At 70.1% G+C, this 13,888-nt stretch carries 9 protein-coding genes; 4 read left to right on the top strand and 5 right to left on the bottom strand.

The window, feature by feature from the left end; all coding sequences use genetic code 11:
• The first annotated feature begins 159 nt into the window (after nt 1–159).
• A complete protein-coding gene (locus LXM64_RS16070; protein ID WP_267955108.1) occupies nt 160–4,218 on the top strand; it encodes a glycoside hydrolase in 4,059 nt (1,352 codons plus the stop codon).
• A 279-nt stretch (nt 4,219–4,497) separates the two neighbouring features.
• On the opposite strand, the gene pgm is transcribed toward LXM64_RS16070, so the two are convergent.
• The gene (pgm, locus tag LXM64_RS13870; protein ID WP_137418883.1) at nt 4,498–6,141 is read right to left on the bottom strand and encodes a phosphoglucomutase (alpha-D-glucose-1,6-bisphosphate-dependent); all 1,644 of its coding nucleotides are present in this window, start codon (nt 6,139–6,141) and stop codon (nt 4,498–4,500) included.
• Nucleotides 6,142–6,247: 106 nt separating this feature from the next.
• Between pgm and pheA the strand changes: the two genes are divergently transcribed.
• Complete coding sequence (gene pheA / locus LXM64_RS13865; RefSeq protein WP_202876825.1) at nt 6,248–7,201, top strand: prephenate dehydratase; 954 nt, start codon at nt 6,248–6,250, stop codon at nt 7,199–7,201.
• A gap of 253 nt (nt 7,202–7,454) precedes the next feature.
• On the opposite strand, the gene LXM64_RS13860 is transcribed toward pheA, so the two are convergent.
• Genes LXM64_RS13860 through LXM64_RS13845 form a run of 4 tightly spaced genes read right to left on the bottom strand, consistent with a single transcriptional unit; the run spans nt 7,455 to nt 11,596 of the window.
• The gene (locus LXM64_RS13860; protein WP_419144841.1) at nt 7,455–8,534 is read right to left on the bottom strand and encodes an LLM class flavin-dependent oxidoreductase; all 1,080 of its coding nucleotides are present in this window, start codon (nt 8,532–8,534) and stop codon (nt 7,455–7,457) included.
• A 28-nt stretch (nt 8,535–8,562) separates the two neighbouring features.
• Entirely contained in the window at nt 8,563–9,180 is a 618-nt protein-coding gene (locus LXM64_RS13855) for a hypothetical protein (protein WP_234073711.1), read from the bottom strand.
• 22 nt (nt 9,181–9,202) lie between these two features.
• Nucleotides 9,203–10,549 (bottom strand): cryptochrome/photolyase family protein, encoded by a 1,347-nt coding sequence (locus tag LXM64_RS13850; protein WP_234073710.1) that lies wholly within the window; start codon nt 10,547–10,549, stop codon nt 9,203–9,205.
• A gap of 48 nt (nt 10,550–10,597) precedes the next feature.
• Nucleotides 10,598–11,596 carry a diacylglycerol/lipid kinase family protein gene (locus LXM64_RS13845; RefSeq protein ID WP_234073709.1) on the bottom strand — a complete coding sequence of 333 codons (999 nt, stop codon included), beginning with the start codon at nt 11,594–11,596 and terminating at the stop codon, nt 10,598–10,600.
• A 98-nt stretch (nt 11,597–11,694) separates the two neighbouring features.
• Here LXM64_RS13845 and serS point away from each other — a divergent pair, with 98 nt between their 5' ends.
• Both serS and LXM64_RS13835 read left to right on the top strand, forming a co-directional pair.
• Nucleotides 11,695–12,960 carry a serine--tRNA ligase gene (serS, locus tag LXM64_RS13840; RefSeq protein WP_234073708.1) on the top strand — a complete coding sequence of 422 codons (1,266 nt, stop codon included), beginning with the start codon at nt 11,695–11,697 and terminating at the stop codon, nt 12,958–12,960.
• On the top strand, nt 12,957–13,856 hold the full coding sequence (locus LXM64_RS13835) for an HAD family hydrolase (protein WP_234073707.1): 900 nt from the start codon (nt 12,957–12,959) through the stop codon (nt 13,854–13,856). The genes serS and LXM64_RS13835 overlap by 4 nt, the downstream gene beginning before the upstream one ends.
• Nucleotides 13,857–13,888 lie beyond the last annotated feature (32 nt).

The raw sequence follows: 13,888 nt of genomic DNA, 5'->3' as shown, positions 1-13,888 counted from the left end.
CGCCTCGGGTGCCTCCACACGCGCCGGTGCGGTGGTGCGATGCAGACGTTGTGCGGGCGACTGGGAATCCGCTATGTTTCGTGTTGACGTCAACATGTTTACGTCAACACGAAACACCATCCCCCCAGGGCTGCGAGGACGCGGCCGGAAGGATCGACGATGAAGTCCCTCAGATTCCTGTCGCTGCTGTGCGTCGGAACCCTCAGTGCCGGTGCACTCGTCGCGGGAGCCGCGGTCTCCCCGCCGCAGGCCCAGGCCGCGAGCAATGTGCGCATCACGCCGAATCCCGCGATCGCGTCGGACCCGTTCGAAGGCTGGGGCACGAGCCTCGTCTGGTTCGCCAACGCGACCGGCGGCTACCCCACCGAGGTTCGGCAGAAGCTGTTCGACGCCGTCTTCGGCGAAGACGGCCTGAACCTCAACATCGCGCGCTACAACATCGGCGGCGGCAATGCGACGGACGTTCCGTCGTACCTGCGTCCCGGCGGAGCGGTGCCCGGATGGTGGAACCCCGAGCTCGGCGAGAGCGACGACGACGGCGAGATCACCTCGGACTACGCCGACCGGGACCGCTACGCGGCCGCATGGGACGGCGAGAACCCCGACCACTACAACTGGGACGCGGATCAGGGACAGCGCTGGTGGCTCGACGCGCTGAAGGACAAGATCACCCACTGGGAGGCCTTCAGCAACTCCCCGCCGTACTTCCTCACGCAGAGCGGCTACGTCTCGGGTGGCATCAACAACGCCACGAGCGAGCAGCTCGCCCCCGAGGACATGGCGGCGTTCTCGAGTTATCTCGTGAACGTGGTGGAAGAGCTCGAGAAGACCCACGGGATCACCTTCGACACGCTCGACCCGTTCAACGAGCCCAACACCGACTATTGGCAGACCCGCATCCCCAACGGCGCGACGTGGCCCACGAGCGCCAGCCGCCAGGAGGGTGCCCACATCGGTCCGACGAGGCAGGACCAGATGATCAAGGCGCTCGCCGCGCGCCTGGCCGAGCCCGGCACGACGACCGACGTGAGCATCTCGGCGATGGACGAGACGAACCCGTCGAAGTTCGTGCAGAACTGGAACGGCTGGAGCGCCGAGTCCAAGGGGCTCGTCGATCAGCTCAACGTCCACACCTACGGCACGGGAGACCGGCTGATCGTGCGCGACATCGCCAAGGCCTCCGACAAGCCGCTCTGGATGAGCGAGGTCGAGGGCGACTGGAACGGCGGCAGCGGATTCAACCAGACGAACATCGAGAACGGCATCGGCATGGCGACGCGCATCGTCGACGACCTGCGCGAGCTCGAGCCCACCGCCTGGGTGTTCTGGCAGCCCGTCGAGGACCTCTACAACATGGAGAAGGTCGAGAAGCTCAACTGGGGCAGCGTCTTCATCGACTTCGACTGCAACGCCGACGGGAACTCCGAGCGACGCATCGCCGACGGCGACGCTGACCCGTCGTGCCAGGTGCTGACGAACTCGAAGTTCAACACGGTGCGCAACTTCACGCACTACATCGAGCCGGGCGACCGTCTCATCCCCACCGACGATACGCAGACCACCGCGGCCCTCACGGCCGAGGGCGACGGCGTGACCCTCGTGCACATCAACTCCGAGGCTTCCGAGCGCACCGTGCAGGTCGACCTGTCCCGCTTCGCGAACATCGCTCCCGGTGCCACGGTCACCCCCATCGTGACGACCGAGTCGTCGGCCGGTGACGTCACCGACCACGCGCTCGTGACGGGCACGGCCGTTCCGGTCGACGCGGCGTCGAAGTCTGCGACGGTGACGGTGCCGGCGAAGTCGGTGACCACGCTCGTCGTCTCGGGTGTCTCGGGCGTCGCGGCGGATGCGGCCGTCTTCGAAGACGGCGAGACGTACCAGCTCTTCGGTGTCCAGAGCGGCAAGGCCCTCGCGGCGGACCCGAACGGCCTGGCGATCCGCACCGGTGCGACGACCGCGGATGCGGCACCCGCTCAGGCATGGACCGTGCACTCGATCTCGGGCGAAGGAACGAACCGCCACCGCATCGCCCTCGAGGCGGGTGACGGACGCTTCCTCGCCGTGAACGGCACGAGCACGACACTCGTGTCGGCGGATGCGGCGGCCGCCGCATCCGATCCTTCGCTGCAGTGGATCCCGTCCACGACCGACGGACGCACCTACTCGCTGCTGAGCGCCTCTGCGGAGCGCGTGCTCGATGTGAACGGGCAGGGCACGGCCGACGGCACGACGGTCGGAACATGGACCTCGAACAACGGCGGCAACCAGCGGTGGACGATCGCGTCCACTCGGGTGACGAGCGTCGCGCCCGTCACGGCGGCGACCGCCGTCGGCGAGGAGCCCGAGCTGCCGGGCACCGTCACGCTGAACTACCGCGGTGGAGTGCAGCGCACGGCCGCCGTCGCGTGGGATCTGACCGGAGCCGACTTCTCGGCCCCGGGAACCGTGCAGGTGCCGGGCTCCGGGAAGGACGTGTTCGGTGCGGGCTTCGAGGTCGAGGCCACCGTCGAGATCGGCGCGTACACGGCGACGCGTCCCGTCTCGATCACGACGTACGCCGGTGCGACGCGGGACCGTGTCGCGGCCGCGGCGCCCACGACGGTGCCCGCCGAGGTGCGCCTGGGCGGAACGGCCTACGACGCTGCGGTGAGCTGGGACTTCAGCGGAGTCGGCGACGCCGACTTCGCGCAGCCGGGCACTGTCACGGTTCCGGGCGCGATCACGGTGGCGGGCGGCGCCACGATCGAGGCACGTCTGAGCGTCATTGTGACGGCTCCGGGCACGCGGAACGTCGCCGGCGACAGCAGGGCGTCGGCGACCTTCACCGAGAGCCCCAGCTACAGCGTCGACCGCACGAAGAACGGCATCACGACCGACAAGGGATGGTCGAACTGGCGCTCCGGCACCAAGAACACGCAGGACACCCTGACGTATGTGCTCGGCTCCAGGCAGCAGATCTCCAACGTGAAGGTGTACTTCTATCGCGACGGCACGGCCAGCTGGGCCCAGTCCCTCCGCGTGGAGCACCGCATCACGGGCGGTGACTGGATCGCCGGCGAGGCCATCGCTGTCCCGGTTCCCGAGTCCGGCGCGCCGACCGTCGAGGTTCCGCTGGGCGGGGTCGTCGCCGACGAGGTGCGCGTCGTGATGCAGGCCCGTGAGAACACGCACATGATCGTGTCCGAGGTCGAGATCAACGCGCTGGCGGCATCCCCGTCGAACGTGACGGATCTCGCCCGCGTCACGATCGGTGATGCACTGCTCGACGGATTCGACCCGGCGCGCGAGGCATACGCGGTCGACACCAACGGCGCGGCCTGGCCGACCATCGGCGCCGTGGCGGTCGACGACGAGGCCGCGGTGGAGATCGTGCAGCCCGCGGATGCGGGGGGCGCAGGATCCATCACGGTCACGGCTGTCGACGGCACCTCCCGCACCGTGACGATCACGGTGACCCGTCACGTCGTCGTCGGTGCCGTGTCGCTCGCGGGTGCCGCGGAGGTGGGAGCGACCCTGACCGCCCGCCTCGAGGACAGCGACCCCGCCGACGCCACCCTCGCCTATGCCTGGACGCGTGACGGTCAGCCGATCGAGTCCGCGACCTCGGCCACGTATACCGCGACCGAGGCCGACCTCGGCCACGAGCTGCGCGCGGTCGTCACCGCATCCGCCGACGGCTTCGTCTCGGGTACGGCCACATCGGCCGCCGTCGTGGTCGTCGCTGCTCCCGGCAACCCCGGCAACCCCGGCAACCCCGGCAACCCCGGCACGCCCGGCGAGCCCGGCACCGGTGGTGCGCAGCCGCCCGCGGAGTCGGCTCTGACCGACGCGACGCGCGGCGGAATCACGGCTCCGAGCGTGGTGACGGCCGGCTCGTCGATCACGATCGGTGTCGGTGCGTCCCGCGCGGGTTCGTCGGTCGACGCGTGGCTGTTCTCCACGCCGGTCCATCTCGGGACGAAGGTCGTCTCCACGGCGGGGGAGATCACGGTCTCGATCCCGGCGGATGCGCCCACGGGTCAGCACCGGTTGGTCGTGACGGATGCGTCCGGCGCCGTCATCGGCTGGGCGCCGCTCGAGGTGCGTGCCGCATCCGGTCCGTTGGCCGTGACGGGTCTCGATCTCGGCCCGACCCTCCCGTTCGCCCTCGGGGCGCTGCTGCTGGGCTCGCTCCTGGTCGGCGGCACCACGCGTCGCCGCTCGGCCGCGGAGTAACCACACGAAGGAGGGCGGAGCCGGTCACCGGTTCCGCCCTCCTTCGTGCGCCGCCCGTCACCCACCCCAAGCCCGCGAGACTGTCCCCACGCCCTCTCCACGTCCGCGTCGCGGACGCGGAGCCTTTGGGCGCGTGGGCCCATTTCGAGCACGAGATCACTGTGTTTACCCGTGATCTCGTGGAGGAAATGCAGTCTCGCGGAAAGTGGGGGGCTGAGCCCGCAACGGCGGTCCCGGATGCGGCCGGCCCCGGATGCGGGAAGGGCCGCCGGCCGAGGATCAGGCGCCGGAGAGAGCCTCGGACACGACGGCGCGGGCCTCGTCCTGCACGTCGTGCAGGTGGGCCTCGCCGCGCAGCGACTCCGCGTACAGCTTGTAGACGTCCTCGGTGCCGGACGGACGCGCGGCGAACCAGGCGTCCGCCGTCACGACCTTGAGGCCGCCGATCGCCGCGCCGTTGCCGGGCGCGTGCGACAGCTTGGCGGTGATGGGCTCGCCCGCGAGCTCGGTGGCGGTGACCGCATCCGGCGACAGCTTCGCGAGCGCCGCCTTCTGCTCCGGGGTCGCCGGGGCGTCGACGCGCTGGTAGACGGATGCGCCGTAGGTGTCTTCGAGCTCCGCGTAACGCTGCGAGGGGGTCTTGCCGGTCACCGCGAGGATCTCGGCGGCGAGCAGGCACAGCAGGATGCCGTCCTTGTCCGTTGTCCAGACGGTGCCGTCCTGACGGAGGAAGGATGCGCCGGCGGACTCCTCGCCGCCGAAGGCGACCGATCCGTCCAGGAGCCCGGGCACGAACCACTTGAAGCCGACCGGGACCTCGTAGAGCGTGCGTCCGAGGGCCTCGACCACGCGGTCGATGATCATCGACGACACGAGGGTCTTTCCCACGGCGGCGTCGGCGGGCCATCCGGGCCGGTGCGAGAAGAGGTAGTCGATCGCGACCGCCAGATAGTGGTTCGGGTTCATGAGGCCCGCATCGGGGGTGACGATGCCGTGGCGATCCGCATCCGCGTCGTTTCCGGTGAGGATGTCGTACTCGTCGCGGCGGGCGACGAGCGCTGCCATGGCGTTGGGTGAGGACGGATCCATGCGGATCTTCTCGTCCCAGTCGAGGGTCATGAACTTCCACGTCGGGTCGACGTCGGGGTTCACGACGGTGAGGTCGAGGCCATAGTGTTCGGCGATCAGTGCCCAGTAGTCCACGGACGCGCCGCCCAGCGGGTCGGCGCCGATGCGGATGCCGGCCCTCTTGATCGCCTCGATGTCGATGATCGCGTCGAGGTCGCGCACGTACGCCTCGCGGAAGTCGTACTGCGCGAGGGTCTCGCCGTCGATGTCGGCGTAGGGGGTGCGCTTCACGCCCGCAAGATCCGTCGAGATGAGCTCGTTGGCGCGGTCGGCGATCCACGAGGTCGCGTCGGTGTCGGCGGGCCCGCCGTGGGGCGGGTTGTACTTGAAGCCGCCGTCGCGCGGCGGGTTGTGCGAGGGGGTCACGACGATGCCGTCCGCACGGCCCGTGTCGTCGGCTGTGCGATCGCGGTTGTACGTGAGGATCGCGTGGCTGAGGGCGGGAGTGGGAACCCACGAGTCGCGGGCGTCGACGCGCACGTCCACTCCGTTGGCGACGAGCACCTCGATGGCGGTGCGCTCTGCGGGGAGTGACAGGCCGTGGGTGTCGCGACCGAGGAAGAGCGGGCCGGTGATGCCCTGGCCCGCCCGGTAGTCGACGATCGCCTGGGTGGTGGCGAGGATGTGGTTCTCGTTGAAGCTGGTCGACAGGCTCGACCCGCGGTGTCCGCTCGTGCCGAATACGACCCGCTGTGCGGGCACCGACGCATCGGGCTTCAGGTCGTAGTAGGCGGCGATCAGCTCGTCGATGTCGATCAGATCGGAAGGCTCAGCAGGCTGTCCGGCACGGCTCATGCCCCTAGTCTGCCGTGCTGAGCGGTTCACCGTCACTCTCCGCGCCCGGCGGCGTCATTTCCGGTGTTCACCGGAGGCCGCCGAGTGCGGTCTAGGCTGAGTGCCCGTGAGCACCGCACCCGTCGCCCGTCGTACCTACAGCTATCTGGGTCCGGCGGGCACCTTTACGGAAGCGGCCCTCGCGCAGGTTCCCGAGGCGCGTGGTCAGATCTGGCGTTCGGTGCGCAATGTGGGCGAGGCGCTCGCGGATGTCGTCGAGGGGCGATCGGATGCGGCGATGATCGCGATCGAGAACTCGGTCGACGGCGGTGTGTCCACGGCGCAGGACGCGCTGGCCACGATGCCGGGGCTGCGCATCATCGGCGAGTACCTCGTACCGGTCAGCTTCGTGCTCGTGGGCCGGCCCGGACAGCGTCTCGAGGATGTCTCGCTCGTCGCCGCTCACCCCGTCGCCTACGCGCAGTGCCTGCAGTGGCTGAGCCGTGAGCTGCCGGCGCACGCGCACCTGCCCGCATCCAGCAACGTCGCCGCGGCCCTCGGTCTGCTCGACGGAACCAGCGACGCGGATGCGGCCATCGCGCCGCCCGGGATCCTCGAGCACCACGAGCTCGATCTGCTCGCCGAAGGCGTCGGCGACAAGAAGGACGCCGTCACCCGCTTCGTGCTCGTGGCGCGCACCGTGGCGCCGCCGGCGCCCACCGGCGCCGACAAGACCTCGCTCATCGTGGAGCTGCCGGAGGAGTACCCCGGCGCGCTCATGGAGATGCTGGAGCAGTTCGCGACCCGCGGGATCAACCTCTCGCTGCTCGCATCCCGTCCGATCGGCGACGCGCTCGGGCGCTACCGCTTCGTGATCGACGCCGACGGGCACGTGCTCGACGAGCGCGTGGCCGACGCCCTCATGGGGCTGCGTCGTTTCAGCCCGAAGGTGATCTTCCTCGGCTCCTACCCGCGCGCCGACCGCGCGATCAACCGCTACCCCGAGCGGTACTCGGACGACGTGTTCGTCGAGGCCCGGGACTGGCTGCGCGCGCTCGTCAGCGGCGAGCCCGAGGCCTGACCCGCCCGCATCCGGGAGACCCGCCTCCGGGACGTTCGCCTGCCCGGTGCTCGCCCGTTCCTGCGCTCACCTGTCACAGATCGAGCCGCCACGGTCCATCTGTGACAGGCGAGCGGGGTGATGGGATGCTCACCTGTCCCAATCCGCGCCGAGAGCGGCGATCTGTGACAGGCGAACGCGGGGGGGGGGGGGGGGGGGCTGAGCGGTGGCTCACGAGACGGGAGCGGCGAGCCCGAGGTCTGACCCGCGCGGCTCAGGCGGCGAGCAGGGGCGTGAGCAGCTCCAGCGTCTGGATGCGGCCGCCCGCGACGTCCAGGGGCTCCGCGTCGTAGGCGCCGGCGACGGGGGAGACCATGATCTCGTCCACGCCGTAGCGCGCCGAGAACGCGCGAAGGGCATCAGCGGCCTGCTCGGGTGCGCCGACGAACCACGTGCGTCGGGCGTTGTCGATGATGTGCGCGGCGAGGTTGTCGTGCGCTTCCGCATCCCGCGCCTGCTCGACGGTCTCCATCGGCACGAGCGGGCGTCCGGAGCGGATGCGGGACATCATGCGCACCTGCGGCAGCGCACGCTCCCACGCCTCGGCCTCCGTGGGCGCCACGACCGCGTTGGCCGTGACGAAGGTGCGCGGGCTCGGGTGGGCCTCGGAAGGCTGGTACTGGTCGCGGTAGAGCGTCAGCGCGCGCTCGAGTCCGTCGCCGGCGAAGTGGTTCGCGAAGACGTAGGGCAGGCCGGATGCGGCGGCCAGCTGCGCGGAGTAGTCGCTCGAGCCGAGCAGCCACACCTCGGGGAGGGTCGTCGCGGCAGGCGTCGCGTGCACGCTGTACGTGTCGCCGGAGGTGAAGCGCACCGTGGCGCCGGCGTCGCTCGTGAGCGACAGGATGTCGGAGATGTGCTGCGGGAACTGTTCCACATCGCTCGTGGTGCCGCTGCGGCGCAGCAGCTGCGTGATGACCGGGTCGCTGCCGGGGGCGCGGCCGATGCCGAGGTCGATGCGACCCGGGGCCAGCGCCTCGAGGGCGGCGAACTGCTCGGCCACGATGAGCGGCGAGTGGTTGGGGAGCATCACGCCGCCCGAGCCCACCCGCATCCGCTTCGTCCGTGCGGCGGCGGCCGCGATCAGCACGGGCGGGCTGGTCGATGCCACCGCGGGCATGTTGTGGTGCTCGGCGAACCAGTAGCGGCCGACACCCAGCTCATCGGCGCGCTCGGCGAGGTCGAGGGATGCAGCGACCGCCTGGGCGCTGGTCTGGCCGGAGCGCACGGGAACGAGGTCGAGGACGGAAACGGTGATGCTCATCGCAGAGCGCAACCCCGATGCGCCTCCCCGCATTCCGCGGCGCGCCGGGAAAGGACCGGCGTCAGGGCTTCCAGGTGACGGGCTGGCCCGCGTAGGGGTGCTCCTCGTCGGGGAAGGTGTCGTTGCGGCTGGTGCCGTTGAACTCCACTCCGCCCAGGTCGGGTCCGGTCGTCAGAGCCACCCAGCATTCCAGGGCGGTGCCGTCCTTCGGCTCCGGAAGGGACAGGCCGCATGCATCCGCGTCGCCCATCCCGACGTTTCCCATGTCGTTCGCGAGCCAACCCGCGAACGAGCCGTCCGCCTCGATCGGGATGAGGGGCACGCTGCGGGTCGTGCTGTCGTACTCGCTCACCGGGGTCCACGTGTACTGCACCACGATCGCGAACGGATGCCGGCTGCTCAGCTCCGCCTTGTCCATGTAGCCGTCGATGCTCTCGGGATCCAGAGGATCCATCGAGAGGACCGTCGCGCCCACGAGCTCCGTGTCACCGCTGGCGGCGGGAACCTTGACCCAGGCGGTGTCTCCGACCGACAACGTGGTGCCGGGGGCGGTCGCCTCCGTCGGCGCGTCTCCGACCTCGACGGGGGAGACGTCGGGGCCGGCAGCCGCACACCCGGCGAGCGCGAGTGCGGCGGCGGCCACGAGCGGCAGCAGGAGTCGGCGGGCGGTTCGGGGCATGTCGATGTCCTTCCAGGAGCGCTCAGCGCGCGGCAGATTTGACGTTCTCGTACGCGTCCAGCGCGCGCTTGCGCGATGCCCCCAAGTCGACGAGAGGGTCCAGGGATGCGGAATCCGGAGCCCACTGCGAGACGTACAGTCCATCCTTGTCGAACTTCTCGGCTTGTGTCTGGGGGTTGAAAATCCGGAAGTACGGTGCTGCGTCGGCGCCCGAGCCGGCCACCCACTGCCAGTTGAAGGGGTTGGAGGCCGCATCCGCGTCGACGAGGGTGTCCCAGAACCACTGCTCGCCGTGGCGCCAGTCGATCATGAGGTTCTTGATCAGATACGAGGCCGTGACCATCCTCACGCGGTTGTGCATGATGCCGGTGTGCCAGAGCTCCCGCATCCCCGCGTCCACCAGGGGGACGCCCGTGCGTCCCTGTTGCCACGCTTCGAGGTGCGACGGGTGCAGACGGGGCCACGGAAAGGCGTCGAAGGCCGGACGCAGGTTCTTCCGTGCGAGATCGGGGAAGTGGAACAGGGTGTGCCACGCGAACTCGCGCCAGCCCAGCTCCGAGAGGAAGCGTCCCGCATCCGCGCCGGTCGCGAGCGTGTCATGCCAGACGGTGAACGGGCTCAGCTCGCCCCAGCGCAGGCGCGGGGACAGCTGGGAGGTGACGCCCGCGGCGGGCTCGTCGCGCGCGGTGCCGTAGCCCGGAAGGTCGTCCTTCAGGAAGTTCCTGAGGCGTGCCCGGGCGCCGGGCTCGCCGGGCTCCCACGTCTCGCGGAGGCCCCCGGCCCAGTCGGGGCGCGTGGGCAGCAGCTCCCAGTCGTCGAGGGCATCGGATGCGGGTAGCCTGCCCATCCCCGCGATCTCGCGCGGTTCGGGCAGCGGCGCTCGCGGCGCCGGAAGATGCAGGCACGCGCGCCAGAACGGCGTGAACACGGAGAAGTGCGTGTCGGAGCCGGTGCGCACCGTCCACGGTTCGAACAGGAGCGACGCCTGGAACGAACGCACCTCGATGCCGCCCTCGCGAAGGCTCCGCTTGAGGCCGGCGTCGATCTCGCGTTCCGGGCCGCCGTAGCGGCGGTTCCAGAAGACGGCGCCAGCGCCCGCATCCGAGACCAGCTCGGGCAGGACGGATGCGGCGGCGCCGCGGCGGAGCACCAGGGAACCGCCGCGTTCGCGCAGGCGCTCGCCGAGGGAGGCGAGCGAGTGGTGCAGCCACCAACGGGCGGCGCCGCCGAGCGCGCGGACGCCGGGCGACTCCTCGTCCAGCAGATAGACGCCCACGACCGGTTCGTCGCGGTCGATCGCCGCGCGCAGGGCCGGGTTGTCGGCCAGGCGCAGATCGTCGCGGAACCAGACGAGGGTGGGGCTGCTCACCCGATCATCCTCGCGAACGCGGGCGAATCGGGGCCGAAGGGTTGACAGTCAGAGTCGGCTGAGGTCGTGCCCCGCGGGCACCGTCACCCGCAGTGCCGCCGCGTCGATGCGGCTCATGATCCGCACCGCCTCACCGAACTCGTCGCCGTCGAGCTGAACCGGATGCGGCTCGGCCGCGGCGACCTCCATCGTGCGACCGCGCATGTAGCGCACGGCGTTGTCGCGGGTGCGCAGTTGCAGCACGCGGCGGCCGGCGCGGAATCGGCGCAGCACGCTGTTGTCCCACGCGACCCGGCGCCAGACGAACAACCAGCCCCACCACGCCTTGGGCTGGAACAGCACGACGTCCATCGTCCCGTCGGTCACCGAGGCCTCCGGGATGAGGGAGAGCCCCGCCGGCAGCGACCCGCAGTTGGCGTAGAGCACGCTCTGCACGCGGGCGGAGTGCAGACGCTGGTCGCCCACTTGGTAGACGATGCGAAATGGCGCCGCCCCCACGAGCGAGCGCGCCGCTCCGTCGACGTAGGCCACCCAGCCGACGCTCTTCTTCAGCGACGGGCGGGTGTTGGCGATCATCGCCGCATCCAGTCCGATGCCGCCCATCACCACGTAGGCGTGGGTCTGTCTCGTTCCGTCGGCCCGGTGCAGCTCGGCGAAGCCGACGTCGATCAGCACCGTGTCGCCGGCGAAGGCGGTGGCGATCACGCGGTCGGGATCGTCGAGCGGAAGCCGCAGGTTGCGGGCGAGGAGGTTCCCCGTGCCGCTGGGCACGATCGTCAGAGGGACGCCCGTGTGCGCGAGGGCCTCGGCGACGGCGCGCACCGTGCCGTCGCCGCCGGCGACGAGCACCGCATCCGCCCCCTGCGCGAGGGCTGTACGCGCCTGACCCTGACCGAGATCGTCAGGGGTCGTCTCGAAGAAGAGGGGCGCGCCCCATCCCGCGCTCTTCGCGGCGTGCACGACCTGGGCACGCAAGCGGCGGGCGTCGACCTTCACCGGGTTGTAGACCAGCGCCGCGCGCCGAACGGCGGCAGCATCCGAGGTCATGCTCACAGAGTAGGGCCGCGTGCCGGCCGGTGGCTCGTGGCGTCGCCCCACACGGCGGGCGGAATCCGAGGCGCACCCACCACGTCTAGACTTCACGGGTGATCGATCTGGCCCTCCTTCGCGATAACCCCGAGCTCGTCAAGCGTTCGCAGGAAGCCCGCGGCGAGTCCGCGGAGACGGTGGATGCGGCGCTCGCCGCAGATCGTGACCGACGCTCGGCCATCACGGCGTTCGAAGAGCTGCGCGCCGCGCAGAATGCGCACGGCAAGCGGGTGGCCGCCGCTCCCAAGGAGGAGAAGGCTGCGCTCGTCGCCGAGGCGAAGGAGCTGAGCGCACAGGTCAAGGCCGCGCAGGCCGCCGTGACCGAGGCCGAAGAGGCGGCCGCCGACGCTCTGGCGAAGATCGAGAACATCGTCATCGAGGGTGTGCCGGTCGGCGGCGAGGACGACTTCGTGACGCTGCGCACGCACGGCGAGATCCCGTCGTTCGACTTCACCCCGCGCGACCACCTCGAGATCGGCGAGCTGCTCGGCGCGATCGACATGGAGCGGGGAACCAAGGTCTCCGGCAGCCGGTTCTACTTCCTCACCGGTGTCGGTGCGCGTCTCGAGATCGCGCTGATGAACCTCGCGCTCGATCGTGCCCTGCAGGCCGGGTTCACACCCATCATCCCGCCGACGCTCGTACGCCCCGAGGTCATGCGCGGCACCGGATTCCTCGGCAAGCACGCCGCAGAGGTGTACCACCTCGACGACGAGGACCTTTATCTCGTAGGAACGAGCGAAGTGCCTCTGGCCGGCTACCACATGGACGAGATCCTCGACCTCGGCCGCGGCCCCAAGCGCTACGCGGGCTGGTCCACCTGTTACCGCAGCGAGGCGGGCTCGTACGGCAAGGACACCCGCGGCATCATCCGCGTCCACCAGTTCAACAAGCTGGAGATGTTCGTCTACGTCGACCCGGCCGAGGCGGAGGCCGAGCACCTGCGTCTCGTCGGGATGCAGGAGCGGATGCTGCAGGATCTCGGCCTCTCCTACCGCGTCATCGACGTCGCCGCGGGCGATCTCGGCTCGTCCGCGGCCCGCAAGTACGACATCGAGGCGTGGGTCCCCACGCAGGATGCGTATCGCGAGCTCACCAGCACGAGCAACTGCACGACGTACCAGGCTCGGCGTCTGTCGATCCGGTATCGCCCGGAAGACGGCAAGACGCAGCCGGTCGCGACGCTGAACGGTACGCTCGCGACCACGCGCTGGATCGTGGCTCTTCTCGAGACGCACCAGCGCGCCGACGGTTCGGTCACCGTGCCGGAGGTGCTGCGTCCGTTCCTCGGCGGCCTCGAGGTTCTGGAGTCGATCGCGTGAGCGAGGCGCGGCTGCCGGAGACCGGAGAGATCGAGATCGAGACGCCGGCGGAGGCCGCCGCCCTGGTGGAGGAGATCGCGACCTCGGATGCGGCGCGCATGCTCATCGTGCTCGACATCGACGGAACGGTGTTGCTGGAGGACGAGTCGCCGAGCCCCGGCATCGTCGAGGCCGTGGCGGATGCGCGACGCGCCGGTCACGAGGTGATGCTCGCGACGGGGCGCAGCTGGGAGGCGACCCGCGGCATTCAGGAGCTGCTGCAGATCGCGCCCGACTACGCCGTGTGCTCGAACGGTGCCGTGATCATGGCGCGAGTGGGCGAGGCGGATCCCGCAGCACTCGTCTACGAGCGCACGCACGTCGAGACGTTCGATGCCGCCGAGGTGCTGAACCTGCTGCGTGAGCACCTGCCCGACGCGCACTACCTCGTCGAGTTGCCCGACGGACGCCGCGAGTACACCGACTACATGGACGACTGGAACCTCGACCGTGCGTCGAAGGTGGCGTTCGAGGAGCTCGCGCGTCAGCCCGTGACCCGCGTCGTCGTGGTCTCTCCGGAGCATGATGAGAGCGACTTCGTCGAGCTCGTCGATCGGGTGGGGCTCAATCAGGTCTCGTACGCCGTGGGTTGGACGGCGTGGCTCGACATCGCCCCAAAGGGCGTCGACAAGGGCACGGCGCTCGCGCTCGTGCGCGACTGGCTCGACGTGGCGCCCGAGAATGTGCTCGTCATGGGTGACGGACGCAACGACGTCGGTATGTTCGCGTGGGCGAAGCAGCACGGCGGACGCGCGGTCGCGATGGGGCAGGGGTCGCAGGAAGTGCAGGATGCGGCGGGCGAGGTCACCGCATCCGTACTCGACGGCGGCGTCGCCGAGGTGCTGCGCCGCCTCTGAGCCGCCACCGCGTCGACTAGACTCGGCCCGTT

Source organism: Microbacterium binotii (assembly GCF_021398715.1).
In the GTDB taxonomy this organism is placed as follows: Bacteria; Actinomycetota; Actinomycetes; order Actinomycetales; family Microbacteriaceae; genus Microbacterium; species Microbacterium binotii_A.
The sequence above is the reverse complement of the archived record's forward strand: the minus strand, read 5'-3'. Positions and strand labels throughout refer to the sequence as shown.

Bases quoted from the DNA above. Each gene is read 5' to 3' on its own strand.
- LXM64_RS16070 (WP_267955108.1), top strand. From the start codon at position 160: ATGAAGTCCCTCAGATTCCTGTCGCTGCTGTGCGTCGGAACCCTCAGT.
- pgm (WP_137418883.1), bottom strand. From the start codon at position 6,141: ATGAGCCGTGCCGGACAGCCTGCTGAGCCTTCCGATCTGATCGACATC.
- LXM64_RS13860 (WP_419144841.1), bottom strand. From the start codon at position 8,534: ATGCGGGGAGGCGCATCGGGGTTGCGCTCTGCGATGAGCATCACCGTT.
- LXM64_RS13855 (WP_234073711.1), bottom strand. From the start codon at position 9,180: ATGCCCCGAACCGCCCGCCGACTCCTGCTGCCGCTCGTGGCCGCCGCC.
- LXM64_RS13845 (WP_234073709.1), bottom strand. From the start codon at position 11,596: ATGACCTCGGATGCTGCCGCCGTTCGGCGCGCGGCGCTGGTCTACAAC.